Source organism: Pseudomonas taeanensis MS-3, assembly GCF_000498575.2.
Classification (GTDB): domain Bacteria; phylum Pseudomonadota; class Gammaproteobacteria; order Pseudomonadales; family Pseudomonadaceae; genus Aquipseudomonas; species Aquipseudomonas taeanensis.
Genome location: NZ_AWSQ01000002.1, coordinates 284,207 through 296,474, shown reverse-complemented (window position 1 = coordinate 296,474; position 12,268 = coordinate 284,207). Strand labels below are relative to the sequence as shown.

General features: G+C 60.8%; 12 protein-coding genes. 5 read left to right on the top strand and 7 right to left on the bottom strand.

From position 1 onward, the window contains the following. Window positions 1-76: 76 nt before the first annotated feature. From TMS3_RS09445 to TMS3_RS09435, 3 genes are all read left to right on the top strand, one after another. Window positions 77-1,420, top strand: coding sequence for a TAXI family TRAP transporter solute-binding subunit (locus tag TMS3_RS09445; protein WP_025165027.1), 1,344 nt, complete (start codon window positions 77-79; stop codon window positions 1,418-1,420). A gap of 44 nt (window positions 1,421-1,464) precedes the next feature. Beyond that, window positions 1,465-2,472, top strand: coding sequence for a nucleoid-associated protein YejK (gene yejK / locus TMS3_RS09440; protein WP_025165026.1), 1,008 nt, complete (start codon window positions 1,465-1,467; stop codon window positions 2,470-2,472). Window positions 2,473-2,575: 103 nt separating this feature from the next. Next, window positions 2,576-3,457, top strand: a complete 882-nt coding sequence (locus TMS3_RS09435; RefSeq protein WP_043301848.1) for a DUF4344 domain-containing metallopeptidase — start codon at window positions 2,576-2,578, stop codon at window positions 3,455-3,457. A 198-nt stretch (window positions 3,458-3,655) separates the two neighbouring features. Here TMS3_RS09435 and TMS3_RS09430 read toward each other — a convergent pair whose 3' ends face one another. The 3 genes from TMS3_RS09430 to TMS3_RS09420 all read right to left on the bottom strand — a co-directional run bounded on the left by TMS3_RS09430 (window position 3,656) and on the right by TMS3_RS09420 (window position 5,555). Further along, window positions 3,656-4,591 carry a glutathione S-transferase family protein gene (locus tag TMS3_RS09430; protein ID WP_025165024.1) on the bottom strand — a complete coding sequence of 312 codons (936 nt, stop codon included), beginning with the start codon at window positions 4,589-4,591 and terminating at the stop codon, window positions 3,656-3,658. A gap of 66 nt (window positions 4,592-4,657) precedes the next feature. Next, window positions 4,658-5,002 carry a GIY-YIG nuclease family protein gene (locus TMS3_RS09425; protein ID WP_025165023.1) on the bottom strand — a complete coding sequence of 115 codons (345 nt, stop codon included), beginning with the start codon at window positions 5,000-5,002 and terminating at the stop codon, window positions 4,658-4,660. Between the two features lie 82 nt (window positions 5,003-5,084). Then, window positions 5,085-5,555: a nuclear transport factor 2 family protein gene (locus TMS3_RS09420; RefSeq protein WP_025165022.1), complete on the bottom strand. Its 471-nt coding sequence runs from the start codon at window positions 5,553-5,555 to the stop codon at window positions 5,085-5,087. A 121-nt stretch (window positions 5,556-5,676) separates the two neighbouring features. On the opposite strand from TMS3_RS09420, the gene TMS3_RS09415 reads away from it, so the two are divergent. Continuing rightward, window positions 5,677-6,645, top strand: a complete 969-nt coding sequence (locus TMS3_RS09415) for a GlxA family transcriptional regulator (RefSeq protein WP_025165021.1) — start codon at window positions 5,677-5,679, stop codon at window positions 6,643-6,645. Between the two features lie 131 nt (window positions 6,646-6,776). Here the strand turns inward: TMS3_RS09415 and TMS3_RS09410 are convergent, their stop codons facing one another. From TMS3_RS09410 to TMS3_RS09395, 4 genes are all read right to left on the bottom strand, one after another. After that, on the bottom strand, window positions 6,777-7,544 hold the full coding sequence (locus tag TMS3_RS09410; protein ID WP_025165020.1) for an amino acid ABC transporter ATP-binding protein: 768 nt from the start codon (window positions 7,542-7,544) through the stop codon (window positions 6,777-6,779). Between the two features lie 10 nt (window positions 7,545-7,554). Beyond that, complete coding sequence (locus tag TMS3_RS09405; RefSeq protein WP_025165019.1) at window positions 7,555-8,652, bottom strand: amino acid ABC transporter permease; 1,098 nt, start codon at window positions 8,650-8,652, stop codon at window positions 7,555-7,557. A gap of 10 nt (window positions 8,653-8,662) precedes the next feature. Then, window positions 8,663-9,847, bottom strand: coding sequence for an amino acid ABC transporter permease (locus TMS3_RS09400; protein WP_025165018.1), 1,185 nt, complete (start codon window positions 9,845-9,847; stop codon window positions 8,663-8,665). 99 nt (window positions 9,848-9,946) lie between these two features. Further along, complete coding sequence (locus tag TMS3_RS09395) at window positions 9,947-10,975, bottom strand: amino acid ABC transporter substrate-binding protein (protein ID WP_025165017.1); 1,029 nt, start codon at window positions 10,973-10,975, stop codon at window positions 9,947-9,949. A gap of 474 nt (window positions 10,976-11,449) precedes the next feature. Here TMS3_RS09395 and TMS3_RS09390 point away from each other — a divergent pair, with 474 nt between their 5' ends. Beyond that, window positions 11,450-12,109 carry an alpha/beta hydrolase gene (locus TMS3_RS09390; protein WP_025165016.1) on the top strand — a complete coding sequence of 220 codons (660 nt, stop codon included), beginning with the start codon at window positions 11,450-11,452 and terminating at the stop codon, window positions 12,107-12,109. Window positions 12,110-12,268 lie beyond the last annotated feature (159 nt).

The following is a 12,268-nucleotide window of genomic DNA, read 5'->3' as shown; positions in this document are numbered from 1 at the left end:
CCCAATAACCCGATCGGGGTGACCTGAAGTGGCGCATGGCTCTATCCTTGGGGCGAATCCGCCGAAAGGACGCCCCATGCGCCATGTGCTCAAAGACCTGAAAATCCTGCTCCTGGCCAACCTGTGGATAGTCCCGGTAGTGGCAGCCCTGGTCGCGGCGGTGTTCTACTTCGTCGCCCCACCGCCGCCGATGACCGCCAGCATGGCCACCGGCCCGGAAGGTGGTGGTTATCGGGTCTTCGCCGAGCGACTGAAGGAGCAACTGGCCAAGGAAGGTTTCGAACTGACTTTGCTGCCCAGCGCCGGTTCGCGGGAAAATCTCGAACGCCTGCTGGTGGATGACCCCGAGGTGCAGATCGCCCTGGTGCAAAGTGGCCTGGAACAACAGCTCAAACGGCTCGACAGGACCCGCCTGCAAAGCCTCGGCGCGGTCTATCAGGAACCACTCTGGCTGTTCCACCGTGCGGGCATCAGCATCGAACACCTGTCCGATCTGCTGCCCCTGCGTCTGGGTTTGGGCAACCCCGGCAGCGGTACCCAGGCGGCGACCGAGGCGATCCTCGGCGCCAACGCCATCACCGCACAACAATACCCGGCCAGCTGGATCAGCATGGGCGGCAGCAAAGCCGCAGCTGCCTTGACCAGCGGCACGCTGGATGCGGCCTTCTTCGTCGGCCCGGCAGAGAATGCGCGAATCCAGCAACTGGCCGTACACCCTGAGCTGAGCCTGGCCACTCTGCGCCGCGCCGCCGCCTACGAGGCACGCCTACCCTTCCTCAAGCGGGTCACGGTGAGCGAAGGCCTGCTCGATCTGACCCACAATGCGCCGCCGCAGGACATCATCACCCTGTCGCCGGTGGCCACCCTGGTGATCAACCAGAATTTCCACCCCGGTCTGGCGCCACTGATCCTCGAAGCTGCCCGCGAGGTGACCAAGAACGGCACCCTACTCGACCCAGCGGGCGCCTACCCGAGCGACCAGCCACGGACCTTCCAGCTGTCCAGCGAAGCCGAGCATTACTACAAGAACGGTTTACCACTGCTGCAGCGCTACCTGCCGTTTCGCATTGCCGCCCTGGCCGATCGCTACATCATCCTGCTGATCCCCTTGCTGATGGTCTTGATTCCATTGTTCAAGGCGGTCGGCCCGTTGTATCGCTGGCGCATTCGCGCACGCATCTACCACTGGTACAAATACCTGCGCGAGATCGACCGACAGCTGGACGCCGGTACCCTGCCGGAACGCCTGGACGCCGAAGTCGAGCGCCTCGAGCGTCTGCAGGACAAGCTGGCCAAGGTCGAGGTGCCGCTGTCCTACTCCAACGAGCTCTACGACCTGCACATGCACCTGCGCTATGTGATCGAACGATTACAAACCTTGCAGCGGCGACGGGCGACCCAGGACCAGCGGGTCGGGTAAACTGCGCGCCATCCCCTGCTTAACCGATTTTACAGAGAGCGCCCATGCCGATCCGCCATTGCATCGTCCATCTGATCGACAAGAAACCCGACGGCACACCTGCCGTGCTGCATGCCCGCGACACCGAACTGGGCGCCTCGCAGGCCATCGAAAACATGCTCGCCGACCTCAATGAGAGCTACAACGCCAAGCAGGGCAAGGCCTGGGGTTTCTTTCACGATGAATCCACGGTCTATCCGTTCAGTGGCTGGTTGCAAAACTACCTCGACGCCGGTCAGGACTTCACCGCTTTCAGTCGCCAGGCCGTCGAGCAGCTGCAAAAGCTGATGGAGGAATCCAATCTCTCCACCGGCGGCCATGTGTTGTTCGCCCACTACCAACAAGGCATGACCGACTATCTGGCCATCGCCCTGCTGCACCACAGCGAGGGTGTGGCGGTGAACGACGCACTGGACGTGACCCCGGCCAAGCACCTGGACCTGGGTCAGTTGCACCTGGCCGCGCGGATCAACATTTCCGAGTGGCGCAACAACGCCAAGTCCAAGCAGTACATCTCCTTTATCAAGGGCAAGAACGGCAAGAAGGTCTCGGAGTACTTCCGCGACTTCATCGGCTGCCAGGAAGGCGTAGACGGGCCGGGCGAGACCCGCACCCTGCTCAAGGCATTCAGCGATTTCGTGGAAAGCGAGGATCTGCCGGAAGAGTCTGCCCGGGAGAAGACCAAGACCCTGGTCGACTACGCCAGCAGCCAGGCCAAGCAGGGCGAGCCGATGGGACTGCAGGAGCTGTCCGGGCTGATCGACGAAGAGCGTCCACAAGCGTTCTACGATCACATCCGCAACAAGGATTACGGCCTGTCGCCTGAAATTCCCGCCGATAAACGCACGCTCAGCCAGTTCCGCCGCTTCACCGGCCGCGCCGAAGGCCTGTCGATCAGCTTCGAGTCGCACCTGCTCGGTTCGAAGATCGAGTATGACGAAGCCCAGGACACGCTGATCATCCGCAACCTGCCGACCCAACTGACCGACCAGCTCAAACGCCGCAAGGACTGAAACTGCAGCGCAGGTAACAACTCGATCTCTCTGCACGAGACGCCCCGGCGGATCGCTGAGCTAGAGTTAGTGGATCAACCGCCACGCTCCACAAGGAGCCGGCATGAGCCTGACCTGCCCTCCCCTGGCCGTGGCCCGTACCACGGCCATCCACTGCTTAGTGATCTTGAGTGTCCTGTGTTTGACGCTGCAGGCTGGGGCCACTGAGGAGCCTCCGCTGGAGGCGCTGCGCAACGACAGCGCCCGCTTCGTCGCCGCCAATGCCGAATTCACCTTGCTGCATGAAACCGGGCATCTGCTGATCGCCGAGCTCGACCTGCCCGTGCTCGGTCGCGAGGAAGATGCCGCCGACCAGCTCGGCTTCATCAGTTTATTTCTCACCTACGCGCGGCAGAACGACGGTGACATCTACGCCAAGCTGCTGGATGTGGCCGACTACTGGCGCCTGGAATGGCGGCGGCCAAAACCGGATAACGAAGAGGTGCATGCCTGGGACAGTCATGGCCTGGATGCCCAGCGCTTCTATAACCTCGCGTGTCTGATCTATGGCAGCGACCCGGATGCGCTGGAATGGGTGCCACAGATCACCGGCCTGCCGGTGGAGCGAGCGCTGTACTGCGATCAGGAGTACGCACAGGTGCGCAAGGCCTTGGCCTGGGTCGAACAACAGCACGGGCGGGTAGCAGGTTCGTCGCACCGTCATCACTTACAGGTGATCTACGATCCACCCAGCACGCGCCTGAGCGAAGGCCCGCGCCTGCTCGAGCAGATCCGCAGCTCCGGCGTGGTAGAAGCCATCGCCGCGCGGGTCAGCGAAACCTACCGACTGCCGCGCGACTTGATCCTGCGCCTGAGCAACTGCGGCGCACCCGACGCCTGGTACAGCCGCTTGGCTGGCGAGGTGGTGCTGTGCTACGAAAGCCTGGCGCACTTTCAGGCGCTGGCCCGACAACTGCCAAGGTTGCGCCTGGCGACCCCGGACTAACAGACTGTTGAAAAACTACTGCGCTCAGCTATGCCACGTTGAAATCAGCCTCAAAATGCTCATGTACAGCTCGTACACTGCGCTTTTGACTCGCTACGCTCGCCCTGCGGGCCAGCCTTTGGCTGTTACTCCGCTTCGCTGCGTTGCGGCTGACTTCGCCTTGCCTAGCCATCGCTCGCTACATTTTTCAATGGCCTGTTAACGCGCCTCGATACGGAAACCCATACGCGGGAAATGCACATGCACGGTGCCGGCGCGCGAATCTTCGCGGCGAAGGATCAGCTCCTCGCGGCCACTGAACACCAGTTCACCCTCAACCGGGTCCACGCCATAATCGATGGCCGAGATCGCCACCGTTTGACCGGCCTGCAAACCGCTGGGGTCGACAAACTGCTCATCCGGCAGCGCCGCGGGCGTGGCGTCCCGCGCCAGCGCGACGGCCTCTTCGCCGCTCATCTCAGTATGCGAGCCGTGACCGAAACCGAGCACCCGGTCCAGCCAGGCGGCGACGGCCGGGTAGTCATCAACCAGTGGCGCCGTTACCGGGGTTCCGCGCAGGAACCACAATGAATGAGCCATGGCGAAGTCGGCCAGCGAAGGTTCGCCAAACAGAAAGTCGCCCGCCTCACGGCCCAGTTGCTGCTGCAGACGCGTCATTAACGCCGGCCACTGATGTTTGGCCTGCTCGGCCGGCAAGCGCGTGGCCAGACCGCCGTTAAACAAGGTCGAGCGATCGGCAATAAAGGCTTTCAGGAACTCGGGCGGCAGCTTGCCGAAGCGCGCGGCAACCGACTCCGGCTGGAACACCAGGCTCACCGCGTGCAGAAAAACCACCGAATCGGCCCACTGGGCGAAACTGGCGACATTGAACTCCTGCCCCTCGGGGAACAGCGCAGGGATGGCTTTTTCCGCCTCCAGGCGCCGGGCAATCAGGGCGGTGTCACAGTAGATGTCGGCGCCGACTTGCAGAACCGGGGTCTTGCGATAACCGCCAGTCAGTGCTGTCAGGTCCGGCTTGGGCATGATCGGCGGGATCAGTACCGAACGCCAGGACAGTTGCTTGAACCCCAGCAGCAGTCGGGTCTTCTCCGCAAACGGCGAGGTTGGGTAGTGGTGCAGGATCAACTCGTGCATGACTGGCTCCGCAGCGATAGGGCTAAACCGCCAGCTTACTCGCGAGGGGCACAGCGGCCTACCCGATCAGCGTGATAGCTCACTATCAACCGCGCCGATAAGACTGCTGCCAGAGACCAGCGTCTCCTTGGCCGGTTTGCCCAGACGTTTGATGGCCCGCTCACGGCGTAGCGCCTCGCCCTTGCCTGTGCAGACCTCGGTATACACCAAGGCCACCGCGGGACTGGAAAAAAAGAACCGAGCGCCTTTGCCACTGCGATGCTGCTTGAAGCGCCGCTGCGGGTCGTCGCTGATGCCGCAGTACAACGCCCCGTTAGCCGCCCGCACGAGATAGACGAACCAGACTTTGTCCGGCTTTGCGGCAGGGCTGCTGACATCGTCTGGAGCGGGGTCAATCACGGGATCGGGCATTGCGGGCGCTAATCAATCGGCGGCTATCGGGTCGCCGAGCTTAGCAGAGATAGGTGCCCCAGCGCCCCAGGCCGCGCGGCGGTCAGCGGCCAGCCTGAAATGCGGCCAAGCCCTTGGCCGCCTGCTGACGTATGGCTCGCTGCACCGGAGGCGCCCAACCCAGCACCAGGCCCTTCATCCCTAGTGCCTGGCGAGCCCAGCGCCACAAGTCGAAATGATCGTGATGCTCGACGATCTTGCCATCGCGAAAGACGAAGCGCGCCTCGATCCGATTGACCACCGTGTTGCCGGTTTGACTGAACAGGTAGGTCGCCACCCAGCGCGCACTGCCGCGCTGTTCATTCGCCTCGACCGCGTCGAAGGTCAGGGAAAAATCCTGGGCGCGCGCCGCCAGCATGCGCCACATATCCGCCGCATCGCCGCCGCGCAAATCCTCGAACACCGGATCGCTGAAACGCACGTCATCGCTATAGCAGGCCGCCATGCTCTCGGCGTCCAGTTGCTGGAAGGCCTGGTAGAAGCGTCGGATCAGGTCGGCATTGGGATGACTCATAGGGGCAGCACTCCGCAGGAAAGACTGCACTGAGTATTGCCGCATCCGGGACAAAGCGCGATTGGCGTACTAGCCAATTTTGTGTCATTAATCGCCAAAGTATCCATCTATTCGAGTCGCCATGCTCAGCATCGTTTTTTACGTCTGCCCACAAACGGTTTGCTCCAGCCTGAGCGTGGCCTGCGATGCGTTTGCGCTGGCCAATCAGCTGGCCGAGCAACCACTGTTCAATCTGCAGCGCTGCAGCCTGGATGCACGGCCGGTCGACCTGGGCTTTGCCCGTATTCAGGTGGATGGCGGTCTGGAACTCGCCTCAAGCGCCGATCTGCTGATAATCCCTGCCACCGGTAGCGCCATAGACACCAGTCTGTGCGCCAATGCCGCGCTGATCACCTGGCTGGCACAGCGCCCCGCCAGCCAACAGATCGCCAGCCTCTGCAGCAGTGCCTTCCTGATCGCCGCCGCGGGCTTGCTCGACGGTCACCGAGCGACCACGCACTGGGCACTGGCCCGGCAATTTCGCCAGCGTTTCCCCCAGGTCAACCTGGAAATTGCCGAGCTGCTCTGCCACGACGGCAACCTGCTCAGTTCAGGCGGCGCCCAGGCCGGGCTGGACCTGTGTCTGTACCTGATCACCTGGCATGCCGGTACCGGGCTCGCGCAACAAGTCGCCAATGCCCTGGTATTCGATACTCAGCGCGGCCAGCAGTCGCGTTTCGCGCCACTGCTGCCGTCCATCGACCCTGGTGATAGTCAGCTCCGACCGCTTTTGCAGTGGATGCAGCAGCATCATGCCGAGCCGATCGACCTCAACCGTCTGGCCGCACAGGCCAAATGCTCGTCACGCACCCTGCTCCGGCGCTTCAAGTCCAGCACCGGACTGACGCCCAATGACTATCTGCAACGCCTGCGCATCAGTGCCGCACAAACGGCACTACGCAACCCAGCGCGCTCGCTGGAACAAGTCGCCGAGCAAATCGGCTATGCCGACCGCGCGACCTTTGCCAAGCGGTTCAAACAGCTCTGCGGGGAAGCCCCAGGCGCTTTTCGTCGACGTATGCGTGCCCCTACTGAAACACTCCCTGACTAGGACCAGCTGGCCCCTGACAGGCTTTTCACTGCACGAGATACGCGCACGAGTCCCGTCTATAGAAATCGACAGCCCATGAAAAAGGGAGCCCGCAGGCTCCCTTTTTCATTTGACGCTGGTTGTAGCGGGCCTCAGTGCAGAATCTGACTCAAGAACAACTGGGTACGCTCGTTCTTCGGGTTAGTGAAGAAGGTATCAGGATCGGCCTCTTCGACGATCTCGCCCTTGTCGAGGAAGATCACCCGGTTTGCCACGGTACGGGCAAAGCCCATCTCGTGGGTCACACAGAGCATGGTCATGCCGTCTTCGGCCAGGCTGACCATGGTATCCAGCACCTCTTTGACCATTTCCGGATCGAGTGCCGAGGTCGGCTCATCGAACAGCATGATCTTCGGCTTCATGCACAGTGCCCGGGCAATCGCCACGCGCTGCTGCTGCCCGCCGGAGAGCTGCCCCGGGTACTTGAGCGCCTGCTCGGGAATTCGCACACGCTCGAGATAGTGCATGGCAACCTCTTCCGCCTCACGCTTGGGCATCTTGCGCACCCACATCGGTGCCAGGGTGCAGTTCTGCAGCACAGTGAGGTGCGGGAACAGGTTGAAGTGCTGAAACACCATGCCCACCTCGCGACGCACCGCTTCGATGTGCTTGAGGTCGTGGGTCAGTTCGGTGCCGTCGATGACAATGCGCCCCTGCTGGTGTTCTTCCAGGCGGTTGAGGCAACGAATGGCCGTGGACTTGCCGGAACCGGACGGGCCGCAGAGGACGATACGCTCGCCTTGCTGCACGTTCAGGTTGAGGTCTTTGAGCACGTGGAACTCGCCGTACCACTTGTGCACGCCATCCATCTGGATAATTCCCGGCTCGGCGCTGATCGATTGCTTGATAGCTTCACTCATGACAAAACTCCTAACGCTTGTGGCCAGTGTTCAGCTTGCGCTCCAAATGCATGGAGTAGCGGGACATGCCAAAACAGAAAATCCAGAAAATCAGGGCGGCGAACACATAGCCTTCGGTGGCCATGCCTATCCAGGCCGGGTCGGTGGTGGCCTGCTTGATGCTGTTGAGCAGGTCGAACAAGCCGATGATGATCACCAGACTGGTGTCCTTGAACAGCGCGATAAAGGTATTGACGATACCCGGAATCACCAGTTTCAACGCTTGCGGCAGAATCACCAGGCCCATCATCCGCCAGTAACCCAGACCCATGGCCGCGGCCGCTTCATACTGCCCCTTGGGAATGGCTTGCAGGCCACCGCGCACCACTTCGGCAATGTAGGCCGACTGGAACAGGATCACCCCGATCAACGCGCGCATCAGCTTGTCGAAGCTCAGCCCTTCCGGCAGAAACAGCGGCAACATCACCGAGGACATGAACAGCACGGTAATCAAGGGTACGCCGCGCCAGAACTCGATGAAGGTCACGCACAGCACGCGGATCGCCGGCATGTCCGAACGCCGACCGAGCGCGAGTACGATCCCCAGAGGCAGGGCCCCAGCGATGCCTACAGAGGCGATCACCAGGGTCAACATCAGCCCCCCCCAGCGACTTGTCGGTACTGTGGACAAGCCGAAGAAGCCGCCGTGCAACAGCCAGTAGGCCAGCAATGGATACACCACCAGGAAGCAGAGCCCGTAAAGTGCCTTGCGTGGCATTTGCGGAATGAACAACGGTGCAGCACCGATGACGGCCATCCAGACTGTCAGGTCTACCCGCCAGCGCAACTCGGTGGGGTAAAAGCCGTACATGAACTGGCCGAAGCGCTGCTGTATGAACACCCAGCAAGCGCCATCACTGGTGCAGTCGGCACGTGTGGTACCGACCCAATCGGCCTCGATAAACGCCCACTGAATCAGCGGCGGCACGATCAGCCAGACCAGATAGACGGCGAACAGGGTCAGCAGAGTATTGAACCAGCTGGAGAACAGATTGGTACGCAGCCAGCCGAGCACACCGACGCTCAGCACTGGAGGCGGCATATCGGGTTTAAAGGTATGGGTTTGCATGGGCTGCTCCTTATCGCTCGATCAGCGCAATACGCTTGTTGTACCAGTTCATCAGCATGGAAATGCTGATACTGATGGCCAGGTACACGCTCATGGTGATGGCGATCACTTCGATAGCCTGCCCGGTCTGGTTGAGCACCGTGCCAGCAAACAGCGAAACCATGTCCGGGTAGCCGATACCAGCCGCCAACGAGGAGTTTTTCGCCAGATTGAGGTACTGGCTGGTCAGCGGCGGAATAATCACCCGCAGCGCCTGGGGAATGATCACCAGACGCAAGGTGATTGCGCCGCTCAAGCCCAATGAACGTGCAGCCTCGGTCTGACCGTGACTGACCGCCATGATGCCGGAGCGCACGTTCTCGGCGATAAAGGCTGCGGTATAGATGGTCAGCGCCAGGGTCAGCGCGATCAACTCGGGGATCATGACCCAACCGCCGCGGAAGTTGAATCCGCTCAGGGCCGGTGTTTCCCACTGCAGGGGATTTCCCGCAAACAGCAGCGCCATACCAGGCAGTACGATGATCACCACCGCCGCAGCGATCGATACGTGGAAGACCTTACCGGTTGCCTCCCGGCGCGCTTTCGCCCAGCGCCCCAGCAACACGATAGCGATGATTGCGATCAGCAAGGCGCCGATAAAGGTGCCGAAACTGTCGGTAGGACTCGGCGCCGGCATGTACAGGCCGCGACTGTTGAGGAAGAACGTCTCGCCAACCCCCAGACTTTGCCGCGGCCCCGGCAACGACAACATCACCGCGAAGTACCAGAAGAATATCTGCAGCAACGGCGGGATGTTGCGGAAAGTCTCGATGTAGACGGTAGCCATCTTGCTGATTAGCCAGTTTGGCGACAGCCGGGCGACACCGAGGATGAAACCGAGAATGGTCGCCAACACGATGCCGATCACCGAGACCAGCAAGGTGTTGAGCAAGCCGATGACAAAGACCCGTCCGTAGGAGTCACTCTCGCTGTAATCAATCAGGTGTTGGGCGATGCCGAAGCCGGCACTGTTGCTGAGAAAGGAGAAGCCGGACGTGATCCCGCGCTTTTCCAGGTTGCTCTGGGTGTTGTCGAACAAGTACCAACCCATCGCCACGACGGCGATGACGGCAATAATCTGGAACAGCCATGCACGAGCCTTGGGGTCGGTCCAGACCGAACCCTTTGGGTGCGAATTATTGGCAGTATTTTGCATAGGAGCCCTCTTGGAACACCCTTGCCCGCACGCGCGGGCAAGGGGCTCACATCATCAGAACGTTGCTGACGCCTCAGGACGGGGCGCCAGCAAAGACAGTCAGCGCACCGGCGGTGCGTATTGCAGACCACCTTTGTTCCACAGGGCGTTGAGGCCACGTTCGATCTTCAGTGCACTGCCGGCACCGACGTTGCGATCAAAGCTTTCTCCGTAGTTACCCACTTGCTTGACGATCTTCACCGCCCAATCTTTCGGCAGTTTCAGATCTTTACCGAACTCACCTTCCGCACCCAGCAGACGGGCGATGTCAGGGTTCTTGGTGGTCTTGGCCATTTCCTCGACGTTTTTCGAGTTAATGCCCATTTCTTCGGCGTTGACCATGGCGTACAGCGACCAACGCACGATGTCGAACCACTCTTCATCACCCTGACGAACCACCGGGCCCAGCGGCTCCTTGGAGATCACTTCCGGCAGCACCACGTACTCATCCGGCGCAGCCAGCTTGATGCGCTGTGCGTAGAGTTGCGACTGGTCGGAAGTCAGCACGTCGCAGCGGCCTGCTTCAACCGATTTGGCGCTCTCATCGGAGGTGTCGTAAGTGATCGGGGTGTACTTCATGCCGCTTGCGCGGAAGTAGTCGGAGAGGTTCAGTTCGGTGGTGGTACCGGCCTGGATGCAGACAGTCGCGCCATCGAGTTCCTTGGCACTGGAGACGCCAAGTTTCTTGTTCACCAGGAAGCCTTGACCGTCGTAGTAGTTGACGCCGGCAAAGTTCAAGCCCAGGCCCGCGTCACGTGAGCTGGTCCAGGTGGTGTTACGGGAGAGGATGTCGACTTCGCCAGACTGCAGCGCAGTGAAGCGCTCCTTGGCGGTTAGCGGGCTGTATTTGACCTTGGTGGCATCGCCGAATACGGCAGCTGCCACAGCACGGCACACGTCAACGTCGAGCCCCAGATAGTTACCCTTCGCATCCGCATAGGAGAAGCCTGGTAGACCATCGCTGATACCGCACTGTACGAAACCTTTCTTCTGTACCGCGTCCAAGGTAGCGCCCGCTTGTGCGAAGCCACTAACACCGAGAACAGCTGCTGTGGTCAGCACAGCCAGGGTGGATTTCACCATCTTCATTAAAACCTCCAGTTGCTTTTGTTGTGTTGGAGTCTCGACCTTAGCACCGTACCCTTGTGGGGCACGTTGACCGTGTTGGCAGCAACTCGGTCAACCGGGATCAGGCCTATTCGAGAGTCTAGTAGCAGATTGCTTCCTCAGCTATTCATTCACGTCCGCCCATTGATCGAATGGGATCAGGGACGGAGCGCGATTCGCCCAACGCTTCAGCAGCGTGTGGCGAACCTTTTGGAACCCCCATTACATGGCTTCCTGCCTGTTCCGCACCCATTCGGTTAGCAGTGTTACCGCTACCGGGCTACGTCACCAGTCCTATTTGGTAAAGCAAAGCCCGTACCAGAGCCTCGCCTGACTCACCATACGGGCAGGTCAAGAGCAGAACTTGTAACCTTGCGACATCTTCTTCACAAATTGACCACCCATTGGAAAATTCGGCGCACACAATAAGCGCGCCCGCACTACATCGGAGCCCCCATGAGCGACCCTTTGATTCTTCAGCCCCCATTGAGCGCCGACGCCTGTGTCGTCTGGTTGCACGGTTTGGGTGCCGACCGTTATGACTTCATGCCAGTGGCCGAGGCGCTGCAAGAACGTCTGCGTAGCACCCGCTTCGTCCTCCCCCAGGCCCCCACCCAGGCTGTGACTGTTAATGGCGGCTGGGCCATGCCCAGCTGGTATGACATCCTGGCCATGAGCCCGGCACGTGCTATCAACCGCGAGCAGCTGGAGACTTCGGCGCAGCAAGTGATCAGGCTGATCGAAGCGCAGCGTGACAGCGGCATCGACCCGGCGCGGATATTTCTCGCGGGGTTCTCCCAGGGCGGTGCGGTGGTCCTGCACACCGCCTTCCTGCGCTGGCAAGGCCCGCTAGGTGGGGTGCTGGCGCTATCCACCTACGCACCGACCTTCAGCGACGACCTGCAACTAGACGCGAGCAAACGACTGCTGCCGGTTTATTGCCTACATGGCGACCAGGACGACGTGGTGCTACCTAGCATGGGTCGCGCTGCTCATGACTGGCTGATCAAGCGCGAGATCAACGTCACCTGGCAGGACTACCCAATGGCCCACGAAGTCTTGCCGGAAGAGATTCGCGACATCGGCACCTGGCTAGACGCACGTCTAAACGGCTAGTTGCCCAAGGCCAGCAGCGCCAGCCAGCGATCAACCCTGACGTTCCGACACCCAGGGATTTGTCGAGCACTCCACGTGACTGGCAGCAGTCGCGTGGACAGTGACCAACTCGCCTCCTAGGTCGGAACGCAATTAACCCAGAGTGGTTTTGTGACGGGG

Excerpts from the sequence above, each read along its gene's own strand:
- TMS3_RS09415 (WP_025165021.1), top strand. The coding sequence starts at position 5,677 with ATGCTCAGCATCGTTTTTTACGTCTGCCCACAAACGGTTTGCTCCAGC.
- TMS3_RS09435 (WP_043301848.1), top strand. The coding sequence starts at position 2,576 with ATGAGCCTGACCTGCCCTCCCCTGGCCGTGGCCCGTACCACGGCCATC.
- TMS3_RS09425 (WP_025165023.1), bottom strand. The coding sequence starts at position 5,002 with ATGCCCGATCCCGTGATTGACCCCGCTCCAGACGATGTCAGCAGCCCT.
- TMS3_RS09445 (WP_025165027.1), top strand. The coding sequence starts at position 77 with ATGCGCCATGTGCTCAAAGACCTGAAAATCCTGCTCCTGGCCAACCTG.
- TMS3_RS09420 (WP_025165022.1), bottom strand. The coding sequence starts at position 5,555 with ATGAGTCATCCCAATGCCGACCTGATCCGACGCTTCTACCAGGCCTTC.
- TMS3_RS09395 (WP_025165017.1), bottom strand. The coding sequence starts at position 10,975 with ATGAAGATGGTGAAATCCACCCTGGCTGTGCTGACCACAGCAGCTGTT.
- TMS3_RS09410 (WP_025165020.1), bottom strand. The coding sequence starts at position 7,544 with ATGAGTGAAGCTATCAAGCAATCGATCAGCGCCGAGCCGGGAATTATC.
- TMS3_RS09400 (WP_025165018.1), bottom strand. The coding sequence starts at position 9,847 with ATGCAAAATACTGCCAATAATTCGCACCCAAAGGGTTCGGTCTGGACC.
- TMS3_RS09405 (WP_025165019.1), bottom strand. The coding sequence starts at position 8,652 with ATGCAAACCCATACCTTTAAACCCGATATGCCGCCTCCAGTGCTGAGC.
- TMS3_RS09390 (WP_025165016.1), top strand. The coding sequence starts at position 11,450 with ATGAGCGACCCTTTGATTCTTCAGCCCCCATTGAGCGCCGACGCCTGT.
- yejK (WP_025165026.1), top strand. The coding sequence starts at position 1,465 with ATGCCGATCCGCCATTGCATCGTCCATCTGATCGACAAGAAACCCGAC.
- TMS3_RS09430 (WP_025165024.1), bottom strand. The coding sequence starts at position 4,591 with ATGCACGAGTTGATCCTGCACCACTACCCAACCTCGCCGTTTGCGGAG.